13 protein-coding genes are annotated in these 16983 nt (G+C 41.8%); 4 read left to right on the top strand and 9 right to left on the bottom strand.

Translation table 11 applies throughout. The features are described from left to right. Window positions 1-301: 301 nt before the first annotated feature. From B2W36_RS20500 to B2W36_RS20485, 4 genes are all read right to left on the bottom strand, one after another. Window positions 302-2017, bottom strand: coding sequence for a GMC oxidoreductase (locus tag B2W36_RS20500; RefSeq protein WP_293889399.1), 1716 nt, complete (start codon window positions 2015-2017; stop codon window positions 302-304). A gap of 7 nt (window positions 2018-2024) precedes the next feature. Then, entirely contained in the window at window positions 2025-2513 is a 489-nt protein-coding gene (locus B2W36_RS20495) for a gluconate 2-dehydrogenase subunit 3 family protein (protein ID WP_293889398.1), read from the bottom strand. A gap of 87 nt (window positions 2514-2600) precedes the next feature. Next, window positions 2601-3260, bottom strand: a complete 660-nt coding sequence (locus B2W36_RS20490; protein ID WP_293883975.1) for an HAD family hydrolase — start codon at window positions 3258-3260, stop codon at window positions 2601-2603. Window positions 3261-3296: 36 nt separating this feature from the next. After that, on the bottom strand, window positions 3297-3932 hold the full coding sequence (locus B2W36_RS20485) for a DUF6266 family protein (protein WP_293889397.1): 636 nt from the start codon (window positions 3930-3932) through the stop codon (window positions 3297-3299). A 372-nt stretch (window positions 3933-4304) separates the two neighbouring features. Here B2W36_RS20485 and B2W36_RS20480 point away from each other — a divergent pair, with 372 nt between their 5' ends. The 4 genes from B2W36_RS20480 (at window position 4305) to B2W36_RS20465 (ending at window position 8691) form a co-directional block, all read left to right on the top strand. Further along, window positions 4305-4916, top strand: coding sequence for a fumarylacetoacetate hydrolase family protein (locus B2W36_RS20480; RefSeq protein ID WP_293883978.1), 612 nt, complete (start codon window positions 4305-4307; stop codon window positions 4914-4916). A gap of 12 nt (window positions 4917-4928) precedes the next feature. Next, window positions 4929-6653: a M23 family metallopeptidase gene (locus B2W36_RS20475; RefSeq protein ID WP_293889396.1), complete on the top strand. Its 1725-nt coding sequence runs from the start codon at window positions 4929-4931 to the stop codon at window positions 6651-6653. A gap of 74 nt (window positions 6654-6727) precedes the next feature. Further along, a complete protein-coding gene (gene bcp, locus B2W36_RS20470; protein WP_209578147.1) occupies window positions 6728-7189 on the top strand; it encodes a thioredoxin-dependent thiol peroxidase in 462 nt (153 codons plus the stop codon). A 32-nt stretch (window positions 7190-7221) separates the two neighbouring features. Next, on the top strand, window positions 7222-8691 hold the full coding sequence (locus B2W36_RS20465; protein ID WP_209578146.1) for a glycine--tRNA ligase: 1470 nt from the start codon (window positions 7222-7224) through the stop codon (window positions 8689-8691). 95 nt (window positions 8692-8786) lie between these two features. Here B2W36_RS20465 and B2W36_RS20460 read toward each other — a convergent pair whose 3' ends face one another. The 5 genes from B2W36_RS20460 to B2W36_RS20440 all read right to left on the bottom strand — a co-directional run bounded on the left by B2W36_RS20460 (window position 8787) and on the right by B2W36_RS20440 (window position 16807). After that, window positions 8787-10229, bottom strand: a complete 1443-nt coding sequence (locus B2W36_RS20460) for a hypothetical protein (protein WP_293889395.1) — start codon at window positions 10227-10229, stop codon at window positions 8787-8789. Window positions 10230-10479: 250 nt separating this feature from the next. Then, window positions 10480-11340, bottom strand: coding sequence for a helix-turn-helix domain-containing protein (locus B2W36_RS20455; protein WP_293889394.1), 861 nt, complete (start codon window positions 11338-11340; stop codon window positions 10480-10482). A 65-nt stretch (window positions 11341-11405) separates the two neighbouring features. Further along, a complete protein-coding gene (locus B2W36_RS20450; protein WP_293889393.1) occupies window positions 11406-12608 on the bottom strand; it encodes a DUF4369 domain-containing protein in 1203 nt (400 codons plus the stop codon). Next, window positions 12595-14934, bottom strand: a complete 2340-nt coding sequence (locus B2W36_RS20445) for a glycoside hydrolase family 95 protein (RefSeq protein WP_293889392.1) — start codon at window positions 14932-14934, stop codon at window positions 12595-12597. Before B2W36_RS20445 ends, B2W36_RS20450 begins: the two co-directional genes overlap by 14 nt. Next, window positions 14924-16807: an alpha-L-fucosidase gene (locus B2W36_RS20440; RefSeq protein ID WP_293889391.1), complete on the bottom strand. Its 1884-nt coding sequence runs from the start codon at window positions 16805-16807 to the stop codon at window positions 14924-14926. Before B2W36_RS20440 ends, B2W36_RS20445 begins: the two co-directional genes overlap by 11 nt. Window positions 16808-16983: the final 176 nt, after the last annotated feature.

Raw genomic sequence — 16983 nt, 5'->3', positions numbered from 1 at the left:
CTTGAAAAATTGCCTATTAGATTCCTTTTGCGTTCATTTACGATAAAATAAATAGCATCAGGTCTAAATATCTATGGAATTATTGTCTCACAGAATTCGCAATAAATTAGCTAAATCGCTTTTGCTTTTGTTGTAAAAATTTTTTGGTTTCCCAATTTTGGTTTTTTAATTGTCTATAAATTTTTGTCTTTCTTTTGGTTATTGTTTCTTGGTTGTAACATGTTATCCAGTTGGAAAGATAACATTTTATTTTTATTGGAGGAAGATTTTTAAAAAAAAATCTTCCTCCAATACCGCACTTTTAGATATTTCCTTTTTTCATTTCGCTGATCGCATAATCGACAGCCCGTGCCGAAAATGCCATATACGTCAATGAAGGATTTTGTGTTGATGTAGACGTCATACTGGCACCATCAGTGACAAATACATTTTTCACCGCATGCATTTGATTCCATTTGTTCAATACCGAAGTCTTCGGATCGTGTCCCATACGTGCACCGCCCATTTCATGAATATCCAAACCTGGAGCCTGCCAGTGTGTATCCGGACGAATATTTGTGAAGCCAGCATCTGTAAACATTTCCGTCATGACAGCGATGTAATCATTTTTCATTTTTTCATCGTTCTCATCATAATCGACAGCAATTTTTAATAGCGGAATGCCCCAGTCATCTTTTTTACTACTGTCTAATGAAACCATCCCCGATTCTTTTGGTATGGTTTCACCCATCATGTGAGATCCCACCTGCCACACACCTAATTTGGGATTTAACAAATTACTTTTCAGATCAAGTCCTAAACCCGAACGATCGGACTGTTTACCGCGCGAAGCTCCGAATCCGGCAGCATACCCCCTTAAAAAGTCGGTCTCCTGTTTATGCAAGTTCCTGAAACGTGGAATATATCCCCCACCCGCGGGATTCCGCCCTTCGGTTTTAAAATCCAACAGTCCTTCATATTCTGCATAGATACGCGCACTATAATTATGAAAGGCGACGTATTTGCCTAAAACGCCACTATCGTTACCCAAACCATTTGGAAAGCGGTTGGACTTAGAATTCAATAAGATCAAATTTGTATTAATTGCCGCCGCATTGACAAAAATCAGCTTAGCATAAAAATCAATCTCTTCTTTTGTATTGGTATCAATCACACGTACGCCCACGGCTTTTCCTTTTTGTTCATCATACAGGATAGAGTGAACTACAGAAAATGGCCGTAAGGTCATATTTCCGGTCTTTGCGGCCCAAGGGATTGTCGTGGCATTCGAACTGAAATATCCACCAAAAGGGCATCCGCGCTGGCAAAGTACCCGATTTTGACACTGTACGCGTCCCTGCTCGATGTGAATGGGATTGGGTTTAGAGAGATGTGCACAGCGTGCTGAAATCACCTTGCGTTCCGGAAATCTCTTTTGAACGCTTTCTTTAAAATACTTTTCAACAATATTTAAAGGGTATCCCGGCAGAAACTCACCATCTGGCAATTCTGGAAGTCCGTCGTGGTTTCCAGCAATGCCGGCAAATTTTTCGACGTAACTGTACCAAGGTGCTAAATCGGCGTAACGTATCGGCCAATCTACAGCAAAACCATCTCTGGCAGGGCCTTCAAAATCAAAATCAGACCAACGTTGTGTCTGTCTCGCCCATAACAGCGATTTACCCCCCACCTGGTATCCCCTGATCCAATCGAATGGTTTCTCCTGAATATACGGGTGCTCTTTATCCTTCACAAAAAAATGGGCTGCATCCTCATGAAATGCATAACATTTGCTGACGACTGGATTTTCTTCCTTTACTTTGAAAGGCATTTCGTTCCGATGCTCAAACTCCCAGGGCATCATATTGGTGGTTGGGTAATCTTTAATATGCTGAACATCACGTCCACGTTCCAACACCAATGTTTTTAACCCCTTCTCGCACAACTCTTTTGCGGACCATCCCCCGCTAATTCCAGAACCGATTACAATAGCATCGTAGGTCCTGTTTTTTTCACTGTCAATATTTAAGTTTGCCATGTGCTATTTACGCCTTAACTTTTACCTCACCATTATACGGACCCGGAATAAGTTTATAGATCACCTTATTCTTCATCACATATTCTGAGTTCATATACCCCTGAATTGCACGTGATTTGAAAGTTTCAAAAAAAGCCTTCTCGTCGGTTTGGTCTTTTAACGCCATCAATGTGGCCGCAGTCTCTGAACCATTTGCCAAATTTAACCGTTTCTTCAACGCGTTGAAACCTGCTACAAATTTAGCCTGATTTTCTGGCGACTCACAATCGTCCACCATTTTGATGACAAAAAGATGCAGATTCAGATCCTTTCCTCCCGGTGTATCCGATTTGGGAATCAATACGTCGGCGAGACTGCCCAAAAACTGCTCATCCTCCGCCGAAATCTTCAGCTTATTCAATACAATGGATGCACCACCATCATTCAGACAGGACGACAAAATCGTCAGTCCGCCTGCTACAATGAAAAATTGCTTTATCGCGGTTCTTCGGTTCATAATCAGAATTCCATTTACAATTCGGTAATATTACGTATATCCAAATAAAAATACAAATGCTAAAACGATTAAATTATCCGGCAATCCTTAAATCCATTGTGATAACAGCGCTTTTGCTTCAGATAAGTTTTCCACAATGTTATCCACAGCTGTTAGTCTAGCACGTTCTACCTCCTGTTTCGTCACCGCAATCAACCGCATACCCGCGCCCAAAGCCGATTTACTTCCAGTTATCGTATCCTCAATAGCCACACAACTATCCGCTGCTAAGTTTAAGTTCGTCAATGCCAAACGGTATGGCTCCGGATTAGGCTTGGGAAATTCGACGCACTCACGGGTAACGAAAAATTCAAAATAATCCAAAAGCCCATGTTTACCCAAAACCGTATCTACCGTACTGCGGAAACTGGAGGTGACAAGTCCGATATGAATGCCGCTCTCTTTCAAAAACGTTAAGATTTCCCGGGCATCCGGCATCAATTCAATGTCGCTCATGTTGGAATCGGCATAAGCTGCACGTGTACGCTTCCACATATATTCTTCCGTCGTATCGTAGCCGTAGTCATCGACCAATCGTTTGACATTATGTGCTAAAGTATGCCCTGCAAAATCACGAATCCAATCTTCGTAGCTGATCACTAAATTAAATTCATCCTTTAATATCGGCGCCCAATTTTTGAAATAGAAATATTCCGAATCAATCAACGTTCCGTCTAGGTCAAATAACACTGCCTTAATTTTATCCATAGTGTTAAAGATACACAAGTAGGCTGAAAAATCCTATTAAATGACACCGCAATAGGTCGAATTGGAGAGTACACCTTGATAGGTATCCCAAAAACCGATGTAGACATGATAATCAAATTTGTCCATTTTAAATCTCGGGATCTCAACCGTACATTCACCCTGCCATGCATCCGCGATAGCCATTTTGAGATCCCCCTCCCTATCCAAACTGACCAAGGCCAAATTTAATTTAAAAGTGCTATCCCTGTATTTCGGATTCGGTATCCAGTGTAATTTCAGCAGATCATCCTCCCATCGAGCCTCAACACCTTCGGGTGACATGAGCTCCCCGACAAATACCTGCACTTTTTCCATATTAATAACAGGTCTATTTTCGACATCCAAATCAATCGCGTTTTTGAGAATCTGCTGTTGTGCAAGCTGAAATTTCCCAAGCCCCGATTTTTTAGCTTCTTCAAATTGATACCCAAAATTAACAATAGGCTTTATCCAGCCACAAAACTTACCGGCCAATTTCATTTTTTCACGATGTGTCAATTGCGCGTGAGTTGGAGGTTTGGAACTCTTTCTACGTGAACCGCGTATCACCCATTTGCCATTGAGGTTATAACCATAGACTGAGCCCACTTTACCACGAAAACCACCATTCGGACCATCTTCTAATATTGCCATTTTTAAACCTTTTTATTGTAATGCTATAATCTATTTTACAGCCTAACAAATAATAGCCATCAATGTTTGACTTAGTTTAGTAATAAATTAGAATTTAGATAGGTTTAAGTTAGGTTTTAATTAGGCTATACCTAAACAAACCCTAACTAAACCCTAAACAAACCCTAACTAAACCCTATGCAAATAGACCATTTGACTTAGTGGATAATATAGGTTGTTTATCATCATTTTTGGATAAGGTTTGGACATTTACTAAGTTTGTTGAAGTGAGCTATACAGAAGGAATACCGCTTAACAGAGATATGCGATGGACGTCGAGCTTAAGTGTTCGCTAAGAAATCTAAAAGCTTCATCGCCTTAAAAATTTATATCATGAAAATAATTGCTATCGGTCGCAATTACATCGACCACGCTAAAGAACTCAATAATCCAGTCCCTGAAACTCCCATTATATTTTTAAAACCTGATACTGCGGTGTTAAAGGATAACAAAGATTTCTATTATCCTGAATTTTCAAAAAATATCCAGTTTGAAACCGAAGTCGTCCTTCGGATATGTAAGGAAGGAAAACATGTGACACCAAAATTTGCATCAACTTATTTCGATGCTGTCGGCCTGGGGATTGACTTTACCGCCAGGGATGTACAGCAAGAATTAAAAGCAAAAAGCCTTCCCTGGGAATTGGCAAAAGCATTTGACCATTCGGCAGTCATCAGCAACTTGATTCCTAAAGAAGAATTTGCGGAAGTAAATTCGATTGATTTCTCCCTGCAGCAAAATGGGCAAACAGTTCAACAGGGAAATACCAAGGACATGATATTTTCCTACGAAGATCTGATTGTCTACACCTCCAAATTTATTACCCTACGCAAAGGTGACCTCATTTACACCGGAACTCCAGTTGGTGTCGGATCTGTAGCCATCGGCGATTTATTGGAAGGTTTCATTGGCGAACAGAAGATGTTTAGCTGTAAAATCAAATAGCTGGGAAATAGCATGATAAAAAAAACGACAGCAATGCTCTCCCTGCTGGCCTGCATGACAGGTCTAATCAAGGGACAAGATATTATCAAAAGCCGCAATTATCCACAGAATTATTTTGTCCGCCCGATGGATATTCCTCCGCAGGCTTCGGGATCGTTTGGCGAATTGCGCGCGACGCATTTTCATGGCGGAGACGATTACCGTACACAACAACGTATAAATATACCTGTACACGCGGCAGCAGAAGGTTTTGTATCCCGTGTACGGGTACAAATTGGTGGTGGGGGCAATTATGTTTACATTGATCATCCGAATGGTTATACTTCTGTGTACATGCACCTCGAAAGTTTCAATTCGGATCTTGCGAAAATCGTCAAAGATGAGCAGTACAAACAAAAACGTTTTGATGTCGATGTATTTCTCAAACCCAACCAAGTTCCTGTAAGAAAAGGTGAATTTATTGCCAATTCAGGAAATACCGGTGGTTCAGCTGGCCCACATCTTCATTTCGAGATCCGGGATACAAAAGCACAATTGCCGCTTAATCCGCAATTGTTTGGCCTGTTGTTTCCAGACGGTGTAAAACCGATTATCCGCGGTATGACGGTCTACGATTTAGGTTCCGAAATATTCGACGAAAATACTCCTCGAAGACATCAAACGATCAAGTCGGCCGGCAATGGTACCTATAGCTTAGCGAGTACAGCGCCGATACCTGTGAATGGCACCTTTGGATTAGGAATCAACACCGTTGATAAACGGAGAGGCATCTCCTTTACGTATGGCGTGTATTCGATTGAACTATTTTTGGATAATAAAAACATCAGCACGGTACTGTTCGAATCCATTCCTTTTGATCAGACCCGTGCGATACAGTCCTACGTAGACTACCCTTACTTAAAAAAGTCGGGGGTACGCGTGCAAAAGAGCTTCAAAGATCCAAACAACCCGATCAACATCTTTAAAAACTTGGATAACCTCGGTAAAATAACGTTGAAAGACAATGAGGTCCATGATGTAAAATATGTGGTTAAAGATGTTCAAGGGAATACGAGTGAATTGAATTTTAAGGTACAAAACAATCTGTCGCTGTCAATCAGCCGCCCAACTGCGAAGGGCCTTAAAATGTTTCACTATGCCGACGAAAACAAATATGAAGCCGAGAACGCGCGTATTTACATGGGCAAAAACATCTTGTATGACGACCTTTACTTCAATTATACACAAGGAACAAAACCAGCAAGGGGTTACTCGGCAATGCACTATATCCACAACGTGTATACACCGGTCTTCGGATACTACAAGCTCATGATCAAACCCGACTACACCCTGTCTGAAAACCTGTATGACAAAGCCTTGATCGTTTCTTCTGATGGCGGTGCACAAGGGGGTAAATATGAGAACGGCTGGGTGGTAGCCAATGTACGCGAATTTGGTGGTTTTTACATCGCTGTCGATACCATTGCACCGAATATCATTGCGCGTAACCTGACTGACGGCAAGAATGTATCTAATCAACGCTCCATCGATTTTACCATCAGCGACAATCTATCGGGTATAGCTACTTTTGACGCTTATATTGATGGGAAATGGGCGTTAATGAAATATGATCCTAAAACAAGACATATCTGGCATGACTTCGAACCAGACCTCAGCAGCGGCAGACACGACTTTAAACTTGAAGTGAAAGACAACAAAGGAAATGTAAAGACATACGAAGCTTCATTTATGAAATAGAGTCCTGATTTTCGGTAATAAATCAGCGGTTTTAAGAGATTAATCGTATCTTAATAGACTAAATACAACGTATTATGGCAACACTTGAAGTAGGACAGAAAGCACCGGATTTCAGTGCAAAAAATCAACATGGCGAGACCGTCCATCTTTCCGATTTTAAAGGGAAAAAGGTTATTTTATATTTTTATCCCAAAGACAATACACCTGGCTGTACGACAGAAGCCTGCAACTTCAGGGACAATTATCAGTCTTTGAAAAAAGATGGTTTTGAGATCATAGGCGTAAGTGTGGACAATGAAGCATCACATCAAAAATTCATCAGTAAACATGAGCTCCCTTTTCAGTTGCTTGTCGATGAAGACATGAAACTCGTCGAGGCTTATGGTGTATGGGTCGAAAAAAATATGTATGGAAAAAAGTATATGGGCACAGCACGTACTACCTTTGTGATTGATGCGGATGGTATTATCCAACATATAATCAAAAAAGTAGATAACAAAAATGCGTCTCAGCAGATCCGCGATTTAGGCGTTTAAAATCTAAATACTTATATCTATATTTGCCACTTATGAGCAAACAGACAGACGACTTTTTCAAAAGTGTAGTATCACACGCGAAGGAATACGGTTTTGTATTTCAATCGAGCGAAATATATGACGGATTAAGTGCCGTCTACGATTATGGTCAATTGGGTTCGGAACTAAAAAACAACCTCAAAACTTATTGGTGGAAATCCATGGTGCAGTTGAACGAAAACATTGTTGGTATCGATGCCGCAATTTTTATGCACCCCACAACATGGAAAGCCTCTGGTCACGTCGATGGTTTCAACGATCCGATGATCGACAATAAAGATTCAAAAAAACGTTACCGTGCAGATCAATTGATCGAAGATAAAATTGCGCGTTATGAAGCTGATGGTAAAACGACTGAAGCAGCAGCACTATTAGAGTCGTTGAATACCGCATTGAATGCAGACGATCTAGCCGCTCTGAAAAGTATTATTGAAGAACATAACATTGTATGCCCAGTCTCAGGCACCAAAAACTGGACTGAAGTACGTCAATTTAATTTGATGTTTGCAACCCAAATGGGTGCTATGGCTGACGGTGCAGATCAAGTGTACCTTCGTCCTGAAACTGCACAGGGTATTTTCGTCAACTTCCTGAACGTACAAAAAACAGGACGTATGAAAATTCCTTTTGGTATTGCCCAAATTGGTAAAGCTTTCAGGAATGAAGTAATCGCACGTCAGTTTATTATGCGTATGCGCGAATTCGAGCAAATGGAAATGCAATTTTTCTGCCGCCCAGGCACGGAACTGGAATGGTACAATAAATGGAAAGAGACTCGCCTGAAATGGCATTTGGCTTTAGGCTTCGATCCTTCCAACTACCGTTACCACGATCACGATAAACTAGCACACTACGCCAATGCGGCTGTTGATATCGAATTCAACTTCCCATTCGGCTTTAAAGAAGTGGAAGGTATTCACTCGCGCACAGATTTTGACCTGAAACAACATCAGGAATTTTCTAAAAAGAAAATGCAATATTTTGATCCGGAGATCAATCAAAACTACATTCCGTATGTGATTGAAACGTCCATTGGATTGGACCGCCTTTTCTTAACTGTATTATGTAACGCCCTGGTAACGGAAGATCTTTCTACGGAAGAAAAACAAGATTCGCGCGTTGTATTGAAATTCCCTCCAGCATTGGCTCCGGTAAAAGCTGCAATTTTACCATTAACCAAAAAAGATGGTTTGCCAGAAAAAGCGCGAGAAATATTGAATACGCTGAAATTCGATTACAATGTTCAGTACGACGAAAAAGATGCTATCGGAAAACGTTATCGTCGTCAGGATGCTATCGGAACGCCGATCTGTATCACAGTTGATTACGATTCTTTGCAAGACAACACTGTCACGATCCGCCACCGGGATACTATGGCACAAGAACGTGTTGCCATTGCCGATCTTGAAAAAATAATTAATGACCTAGCTGGTTGGAATACCATGCTAAAAAAATTAATATAGCCAAAATGCTATAATAGAAAAAAGGTGTCCAATATTGGACACCTTTTTTCTATTATAGATGTAGGGAGGCTAGATGGTAGATGAAAAAGCTTTACTTAGTATGCTATCACAATATGATCATCCCAACGCTCGTTCTTCAAGATCTGGAAACCCAGTGCTCCATGGGCAGATTCCAACAATTTGCCCTTAAATTGTATTTGAACATTGTTTCGGATTTCGCTACCTAATTCAAATGTACGTAGTAACTGACCTGCTCTGAAAACGCGGAACTGATATTTAATGACCTTGTTTTCTAAATAATAGCCCATAAATTGATTGAAAGAAAAACTTTGATTTTCTGCTGTAAAATGTGGGACTATAGTCAACATACTTTTATCGAGCTGATCATTACTTCGTGCTATAAAGGGATAATAATGAAATGCAGGATGAAGCTGCTCCACCTGTATACTATCTATTATACTTAGATCCTCCGTGTCGGTAAATGTCAGTTTAACCTCGCTGTAGATACGATTTAAGTTCAATACCCGCTCGGTAACACCCTTCACTTCAAAAGTATCCCGACCGGCAAATAACTCTGCAGACTGTTCAGAAAAAGGATTCGTAGCATAGAAGTGTTCAAAATCAGCGGCCTCCGACATCACCAGAGGCAATGTTGAATTTTTGGCAATCAGGCTCAGATAGTAGGTGCCGTTCGGCAATTCTAAATCAAAAGCGCCCTGCGAGTTAAGCACCCCTGAGGTAACCATTGCCTTTGAATGCGCATCGAAAACATGATAGTAAAATTTGCTGGGTAGCGCTTCTGGATTTACTTGACCATAAATCATCAAATTATCCATCTTAAAAGTGCCTGTCGTTGCACTATAACCGGCTCCACCATCTCTATTTCCAGCCAATAGTGAAATTTTCAACCAAAGCTCCTTACTGTACCCTAGGGGTATATCTGCCAAAGAGGTGTTCACGGCGACTTTTCCTGACAACGATAGATTTGAGGGATACTTGATGGTATCTGAGAGCAGCGAAAAATTATTTCCCTTATCCAAAGAGTAACTCAATAAGAGCGTCCTTGGACCTGTGCTTGAGCTATTTGCATCAAATACCCAGCTGCCTATGGAACGAATACCTTGGGTAGGAATTTTAATCAAGATCTCTCTAGCACCTTTGAAACTAATGGCTTTCCCCGTTGTGGGCCAGCCGGCCAGAAAATCATAATCTGTCTTTCCATCGTTGTAATCGATTAAGATACCTTCATCTAGCGCAGCCTCAGGAATGGTGTTGCTGTTGTCAAAGGTCCAATGATACAGTAGCAACTCGTTTTCGGAAGCGGCTTTGCTTAAGGCAGCCCGATTTGTGCTTGTTGCTTGTTTTTTTAGCGGAGTAACAATCGTTTCAAAATCCTTGATCTTGAATTTTACGGCATGAATTGTTTCATTGTTTTCATCGGGAAGTTTTGCATGCTTTTTACACGAAGGCAATGCGGCTAAAACCAGGATGAATACACCCGAAAGAATTCCCCAAGTTGACTTGGATTTTCTTTTCATAAATATAAATGATTTATAAGTTAATTAACCGGCAGAATAAAATTAACTCATAAATTATTTAAATCCAAAATAGTAACCAAAATGTTACAACTCATTTTTGCTTTTTGGGAATACCGCTGCTGATTTACAAAGTTTGGCTGGATTATTCGTACAGTGAAGATCAACGTCATCTTTCACGTTTAACTGCGCTTCTAATCGGACGAGATGGGGATCTGCCAATTGCGAACGACTCGCTGAAACATCAAACGCGCTAGTCGCGCATGCGGTGTTCCTGCAGGTATTCACTCGGCGAGAGTTTGGTTATTTTTTTGAATACCCGATTAAAATTCACAACATTATTAAATCCCGTCTTAAATGCGATGTTTGAAACGCTCTCCGAAGATTCATCAATCAACATTTTGCAGGCGCGTTCAATTCGGATTTCATTGAGAAAAGTAACATAGGTTTTCCGGGTATGCTTTTTAAAATACTTACAAAACGCATGTGGTGTCATGTGTGCTACCGCAGCGATATCTTCCAGGGAAATCTTGTCTCCAAAGTGCTGAAAAGTATATTGGAATATCTCATTGATCCGCAATCCTTCGGCATCTGAAAACTTCTTTTGTGGGATACCAGTATACAGCGAAGTCCATTGATCTACTTTTTTACTCAAAAAATTAATCAGCTTTACCAACGACAGCAGCCGATCGATGCCCGCGCTGGAATTGATGTGTACAAACTTTTCTTTTAATGCTACAGCATGTTCCGCATCCAATTTTTTACTGACATTGATGTGTTCCAAAAAATACTTAACATCATCAAATTCGGGGAAGTCCAAGAAAGATCTAAAATGTTCATAGTCGAAAAAAATATGGATCGCATGTATGCCATCCTTTACATCCTCTCCCGTTTTGAACATATGCGGTTCATCCGCGTCCACAATATAGATTTCATCCTGTTCGAAACTGTGCGTAAAGTTGCCGATCATAAAGGTTCCCCGGCCTTTTAAAATATAGGTCAGCTGGATCTCCTTGTGCCGGTGGTAATTGCTGTAAAATGAAGGCAGGATGTCTTCCTGCACACAAATAGATCCTTGGTAAACTACCGGAACTGTAAATTGAACAACTTTCATTAGGTATAGAAATAACAAATATTAAACAGTTATTTCAAATATAGGACTTTTTAAGACAATAAACGTTAATTTTTAGCAAGAAATTCCCTTACCTTCTCGAGAAACGGTGGCATCGCTGGATCTTCACCGCTCAAAGATAAGATCTGGAGCGTCTCCGGATTAATCCACAAATAGCTTGGTGTGCGGTCTATCCCAAAATTATTTTCCATCATAGCCTGATCGTTGTAGTTTAAAAAGTAACTCTGTTTTCCCAGGGCAAGATCTTTGCTTGCTTTCATCCATTTGTCCAGATCCTTATCCAGCGAAAAGTAAATAACCTTTACCCCTAGGGCATTCAGTTGCGCTTCCTTTGTCCGAAGCATCTTGATATCAGCTTGACTATTGCTATTTGATGCTTTCCAAAATGCGGCAATCAACATTTTTGATTTTGAAACATCTTTCAGGTTCAGCGTATCCCTTTGCACATTCATCGGCGTTATCGATGGGAACACCGGCATATTTTCATAAAAATCTTTCACCTTATCGACCTTTTCCCCGGCAAATTTGAAATAAGGGTGTTTCTGTAGTTCAACATCGAAGCCCTGCAATGCCGCATCAAATTTCTTATAATTTGTCTGGTCGAGCGATACGTACTTAAAAAAATAAGGCAATAGCAAGGAGAAACGGTGGGTACTGTCGAGAATAAAATCGGCATAAAGTGTGCGTGGGTTAAATGCGCCAGTGCCGCTCAACCGCTGTATTTCATCCACCGCTTTTTCATAAGAACCGTCGTTTCTTGCTGCCATCGAAGGCAATTGCCCCTCCAGCTGCTTTATCCGTTGACTTTTATTGGTGCTTTTACTTTTTTCTTCCTGTTCACGCTGTTGATATTTCGCATTGAACTGCATAAAATCTTTAGCATTGGAAGAAGATGTAATCAACGTAAATTTCCCATGTTCTTCGTTCAGCTCGTAGTCGCTTCCACCTTCGAGAACTAACGTGTAAGGTTCCATTCCCTTGATCTGGATATCGTAAAATCCCGCCATAGCCAATTCGCCTTCCAGAACAAATTGTCCATTAGTGACCTCCGTTTTTACAAATTGCTGCAATGTATTGTCGTGATCCACGAGGCTTACCTGCGTCCCATCCGGGGCAGTGGTTTTTCCGGTGATCGTGTAACTGAAACTCTTCGCTATTGCCGCTTTCTTTTCCGATTCTGTGCGTTGGGAACAGCTTGTTGTCCCCAAGGCCAACACAGCTATCAAACACACATAGTTAACGCACTTCATAATCCCTGTAATTTCCATTTTCAAATAGTCGAATCTTTCCTTTTTTTCCTTTAATCTGCAATGCGGAGACTTTCCCATTCTCCCATGTGATATCTACGGTATAATTTCCTCGGGCCTTGAGACCTTTAACTTCCCCTTTTGGCCAAGCTTTGGGTAAGGCAGGCAATAGGTGGATATAACCATTGTGGCTCTGAATGAGCATCTCGGCAATCCCTGCTGCTCCACCAAAATTTCCGTCTATCTGGAAAGGTGGATGCGCGCAGAACAAATTGGGGTAAGTGCCCGCTCCAACACCTTGGTAAGTCGTTTCATTGCAATATGCCGGTTTGAGTAGCTGTCTTAGAATCTCGAGCGCATGATTTCCATCCTGCAGTCTTGCCCAGAACAATATCTTCCAGGCTCTCGACCAGCCTGTTCCTTCATCCCCACGTACAGCGAGCGTCTGACGCGCCGCTTCAGCCCATTCGGGCGTTGTTTGTGGCGATATAAATGCTGCTGGATATAGGCCATATAAATGCGATACGTGCCGATGTTTAGGTTCAACTTCCTCATAATCCTCCAGCCACTCCATCACGCGCCCAGATGCGCTAACGACCACAGGCGGTGGAATATTTTTTAACTTCAATTTGAGGCTATCAACAAAAATGTCTTTCTTTTTAAGAATAGAATCTGCCTGAATCAACGCCTGATACAATTCCCGAACGATCTGGTTATCAATTGTAGGGCCCATCACCACCGCAGCAACTTTCCCATTGGGCATCCGAAACGCATTTTCTGGCGATACCGACGGCGACGTCACCCACCACCCTGTTTTAGGGTCTCGAACAAGCGTGTGATCGTAAAACACGGCAGCTCCTCTTAATATCGGATAAATCTCGCTGAGGTAACTTTTATCACCGGTAAAGAGATAATGTTCCCAAAGATGATTACATAGCCAGCCCGAAGCCGTACTAGCTCCCCAGGAAGCTTGCTCGCCCGGAGCAGAATACCCCCATACATTGGTCATCATATAAACCACCCATCCCGGTGCATTATAGTATGCCTTTGCGGTCTGTTCACCCGTCTTAGCAATACGCTTGATCAGCTCGATAAAAGGCCGATGATATTCCGTCAGGTTGTTGACCTCTACTCCCCAATGATTCATCTGTGCATTGATGTTGAGATGATAGTCACCATTCCAGGGTGTATTGATTTCATTTGCCCATAGGCCCTGCAAATTAGGGGGAAGTGAATTTGTACTTTTCGGAGCAGCACTTGAAATATTCAAATATCTCCCAAATTGGTAATAAATCGTCGCCAGATCTGGATCCTGTACTGGATTTTTGTAGAAATTTGCTATCCGTTCATTCGTAGGAATAGTATCATTGGCTGCATTGCCAAATAGGTTGAGTTTTACCCGATTGAAGATCTTTTGGTACGCAGCAAGATGGTTGCGGTATATTTTTTGTTCATCAGCGATTTTTGCCGCTTCCACATTTGCCTTGACAACAGGTATTGGATTCTTTCCATAATAGGAAGTACTTGCGGAAAAATAGATTGTGAGATTGCCCTTTACCGATACTTGCAAAACCTGATCCATTTTGCTGATCTGCAGATTTTCACCTTTTACCCGAATTAAGCCGACAAACTTCAGGTTTTTACCACCTTTTCCATCGGGTAATGATCCTTCAATTAGAATTCCATCATTCAGTAGGGTGTACCGGTCGATATTTTCTTGGCGCTGGAACGATAGGTCAACCTTCTGTACCTTATCTTTCGGTTGGTTCAGTTGGATAAGTCCAACATTTTTATCAAAGGATGTATAATAGTTTCGTTGGAACTGCTGCCCATTGATTTTAAATGAAGTTTGCGCAGACGCTGTCGCTAAGTCCAATGAGCGTTTGTAGTCTTCCACTGTTCCGGCTGGCAATTTATAATCCAGTAATAGGTTGCCGAACAGTTGATAACAGCCATAGGGTACATTTGCTCCGTTGCCAAATCCAGAACCCTTTCCTTTCGTAACAAAAGTTTCGTTGACCAGCTTTTCGGCCTCATCATTTTTGCCCGCTTTAAGTAGTGCCTGAATGGCGTCGACATTTTTATAGGCCTCATCCTTATTGGGATCCTCGGGGCTACCCGACCACATGCTGATCTCATTGAGTACAATTTTTTCCTGATGGGGATTGCCATCCGGCATCATGCCGATAAGTCCGTTTCCCAGTGGCAAAGTTTCTTCCCAGACTTTAGCGGGCTTATTATACCGAAGTACAAGCGGCAGTTGCTGAGCAAAAAGCATCGTGGTATGACTGGCACATACCACGATGAGCATTAAAATTCTATTTACCATACAATTCAAATTCTGCTATGGCTAATTCGCTGCCTTCTATAAAGTGCTTGGGCTCAAATTTGATAAACTTGGTTGCGCTATTGGTATCAAAAAACACCTGTTGTAAAATTGGGTTTGCTTTAATATTAGAGAACTCTCCTTCTTTGGCGACAGTCCATTTTTTACCGTCGGCACTGGTAGATATGCGATACTGTGTTGGTGTGCCAACATGCTTTCCATCTTGACGAGGAAGGAAGCCGATACCAGAAACAGGTTTGTCTGTGGAGACAACAATTACGCCCTGATCGGCAACTGTAGCGAAAGTATTCGCCTTTCCATCCAACATATAGGCATTGGCATTAGATCTGCCGGTTTTAATCTGAAAACCGCGTAGCTTTTTGACTTCTTCTGTGCGAAAGGCAAATGGCTCATCATATTCCTTAAACAATCCAAAATCACTGAGCGTAATCGCTACAGGCGCATAAACATGTAGCCTTAATCGACTTGCAGTCTGCGGCTGTTCCAATTTGATCAGGCGGTTTGCACCAATGCTTGTTGCTTTGGCTAAGGGCTTCCAGCTGTTATTTTCCCATCGCTCAACGAAAACACTATCGATACGTTGCCCCAGCTTAATATTCTCCCTTAACTGGATAAGATCAAATTTAGCCGGTGATTGTAATTTAATTTCTAGCGTAGCCGATGTTTTGGCATCGTCTGTTGCCCAATAGCTATAGCGGTCGTCATCGATAATAAACGCTGTACTGTAGGTTGTACTGTCGTCATTACGTGTATTTGATGCGGTAATGCTTGCCCCTTTGGCTAGATTTGTACGGAAAGTTTCCTTCACTTTCTTTCCAAAAGCCTGCAACGACTTCACATCGTGCTCATGTAATGTACCGGAGGGCATCGGTGCTAAGCCCAGGTTCATGCAGGCTCCCCTACCTACAGATTTCAGATAGATTTCAAACAGTTCGTTCGGTGTTTTTACGCGGCTATTTTGCTCCTCATGGTAAAACCATCCGGGGCGTTGAGGCACATCACATTCAGCAGGTATCCAATATTTACCATTACGGTCGCCCGTTTCGGCATTGTGTGATTCTGTTGCACCCGGAACAGCGACTTTTCCGTTTAACCCAATGGGCGTAAAAGTTGCCCATGATGTTTCGGCCGCATATCCTCTTTCATTGCCAACCCAACGCATATCCGGACCGATATCTGAAAAAATCACCGCCTGGGGCTGTAATTTACGTACGATAGGCCAAGTTTTTTCATGCCACTCATAGTAAGTTGTGCGATCGATGATGCGCTTCCCTTCATGTCCACCATAGAAGCCATCCCCACCATTTGCGCCATCATGCCAAGAGGTAAACAATGGACCATAATTGCTCATTAATTCAGTGAGCTGTTGCCTATACGCATCGGCATAGGCTGGAGTACCGTAACGTTCATCGTGACGGTCCCAAGCAGAAAGATATACACCAAATTTCATCCCATTCCGGTGGGTCGCCTCCATAAAGTCTTTGACCATATCACCTTTTCCATTTTTCCATGGTGAAGCGGCAATACTGTAAGATGTCGTCTTGGTTGGCCATAAACAGAATCCATCGTGGTGTTTTGCCACACTAATTAGCCCCCGGAAACCACCGGCCGCTGCAGCTTGCGCAATTTGGTTCGCATCAAAAGCCGAAGGATTAAACAACGCAGGCTGTGCATCACCGTAACCCCATTCTTTGTTTTGGAAAGTTGTTGGTGTATAATGGATCAAACAATACGTTTCCATCTCCTGCCACTTTAATTGACGCTCGGTCGGCAAAGCCCCATAAGCTTTTAAAGTATCTGACTTGGCTACAGTTCCGCTGGAAAGTAAAATGGAGGATAACAAGATTGTCAACATAGTCTTTATTTATGTGCTAGAAAATTAGGTTGTAAAGCCCTAAGATAAGAAGTTTTTACAAAATGCTGTATGTAACATTTGCGTACGATTGTAACCCCAAAATCACTTCGCGGATAAAAAGTCTTGAATGTTAATACCGCTAAGCATACCCGACAATCGCTTGGTCCGACTGAAAC

The organism is Sphingobacterium sp. UBA3549 (genome assembly GCF_002376635.1).
In the GTDB taxonomy this organism is placed as follows: Bacteria; Bacteroidota; Bacteroidia; order Sphingobacteriales; family Sphingobacteriaceae; genus Sphingobacterium.
This window is presented reverse-complemented; position numbering and strand designations above follow the sequence as displayed.

What these genes read in the sequence shown, in the direction of transcription:
- B2W36_RS20485 (WP_293889397.1), bottom strand. Translation starts at nt 3,932, where the DNA reads ATGGCAATATTAGAAGATGGTCCGAATGGTGGTTTTCGTGGTAAAGTG.
- B2W36_RS20445 (WP_293889392.1), bottom strand. Translation starts at nt 14,934, where the DNA reads ATGGTAAATAGAATTTTAATGCTCATCGTGGTATGTGCCAGTCATACC.
- B2W36_RS20495 (WP_293889398.1), bottom strand. Translation starts at nt 2,513, where the DNA reads ATGAACCGAAGAACCGCGATAAAGCAATTTTTCATTGTAGCAGGCGGA.
- B2W36_RS20440 (WP_293889391.1), bottom strand. Translation starts at nt 16,807, where the DNA reads ATGTTGACAATCTTGTTATCCTCCATTTTACTTTCCAGCGGAACTGTA.
- B2W36_RS20450 (WP_293889393.1), bottom strand. Translation starts at nt 12,608, where the DNA reads ATGAAGTGCGTTAACTATGTGTGTTTGATAGCTGTGTTGGCCTTGGGG.
- bcp (WP_209578147.1), top strand. Translation starts at nt 6,728, where the DNA reads ATGGCAACACTTGAAGTAGGACAGAAAGCACCGGATTTCAGTGCAAAA.
- B2W36_RS20475 (WP_293889396.1), top strand. Translation starts at nt 4,929, where the DNA reads ATGATAAAAAAAACGACAGCAATGCTCTCCCTGCTGGCCTGCATGACA.
- B2W36_RS20500 (WP_293889399.1), bottom strand. Translation starts at nt 2,017, where the DNA reads ATGGCAAACTTAAATATTGACAGTGAAAAAAACAGGACCTACGATGCT.
- B2W36_RS20480 (WP_293883978.1), top strand. Translation starts at nt 4,305, where the DNA reads ATGAAAATAATTGCTATCGGTCGCAATTACATCGACCACGCTAAAGAA.
- B2W36_RS20465 (WP_209578146.1), top strand. Translation starts at nt 7,222, where the DNA reads ATGAGCAAACAGACAGACGACTTTTTCAAAAGTGTAGTATCACACGCG.
- B2W36_RS20455 (WP_293889394.1), bottom strand. Translation starts at nt 11,340, where the DNA reads ATGAAAGTTGTTCAATTTACAGTTCCGGTAGTTTACCAAGGATCTATT.
- B2W36_RS20460 (WP_293889395.1), bottom strand. Translation starts at nt 10,229, where the DNA reads ATGAAAAGAAAATCCAAGTCAACTTGGGGAATTCTTTCGGGTGTATTC.
- B2W36_RS20490 (WP_293883975.1), bottom strand. Translation starts at nt 3,260, where the DNA reads ATGGATAAAATTAAGGCAGTGTTATTTGACCTAGACGGAACGTTGATT.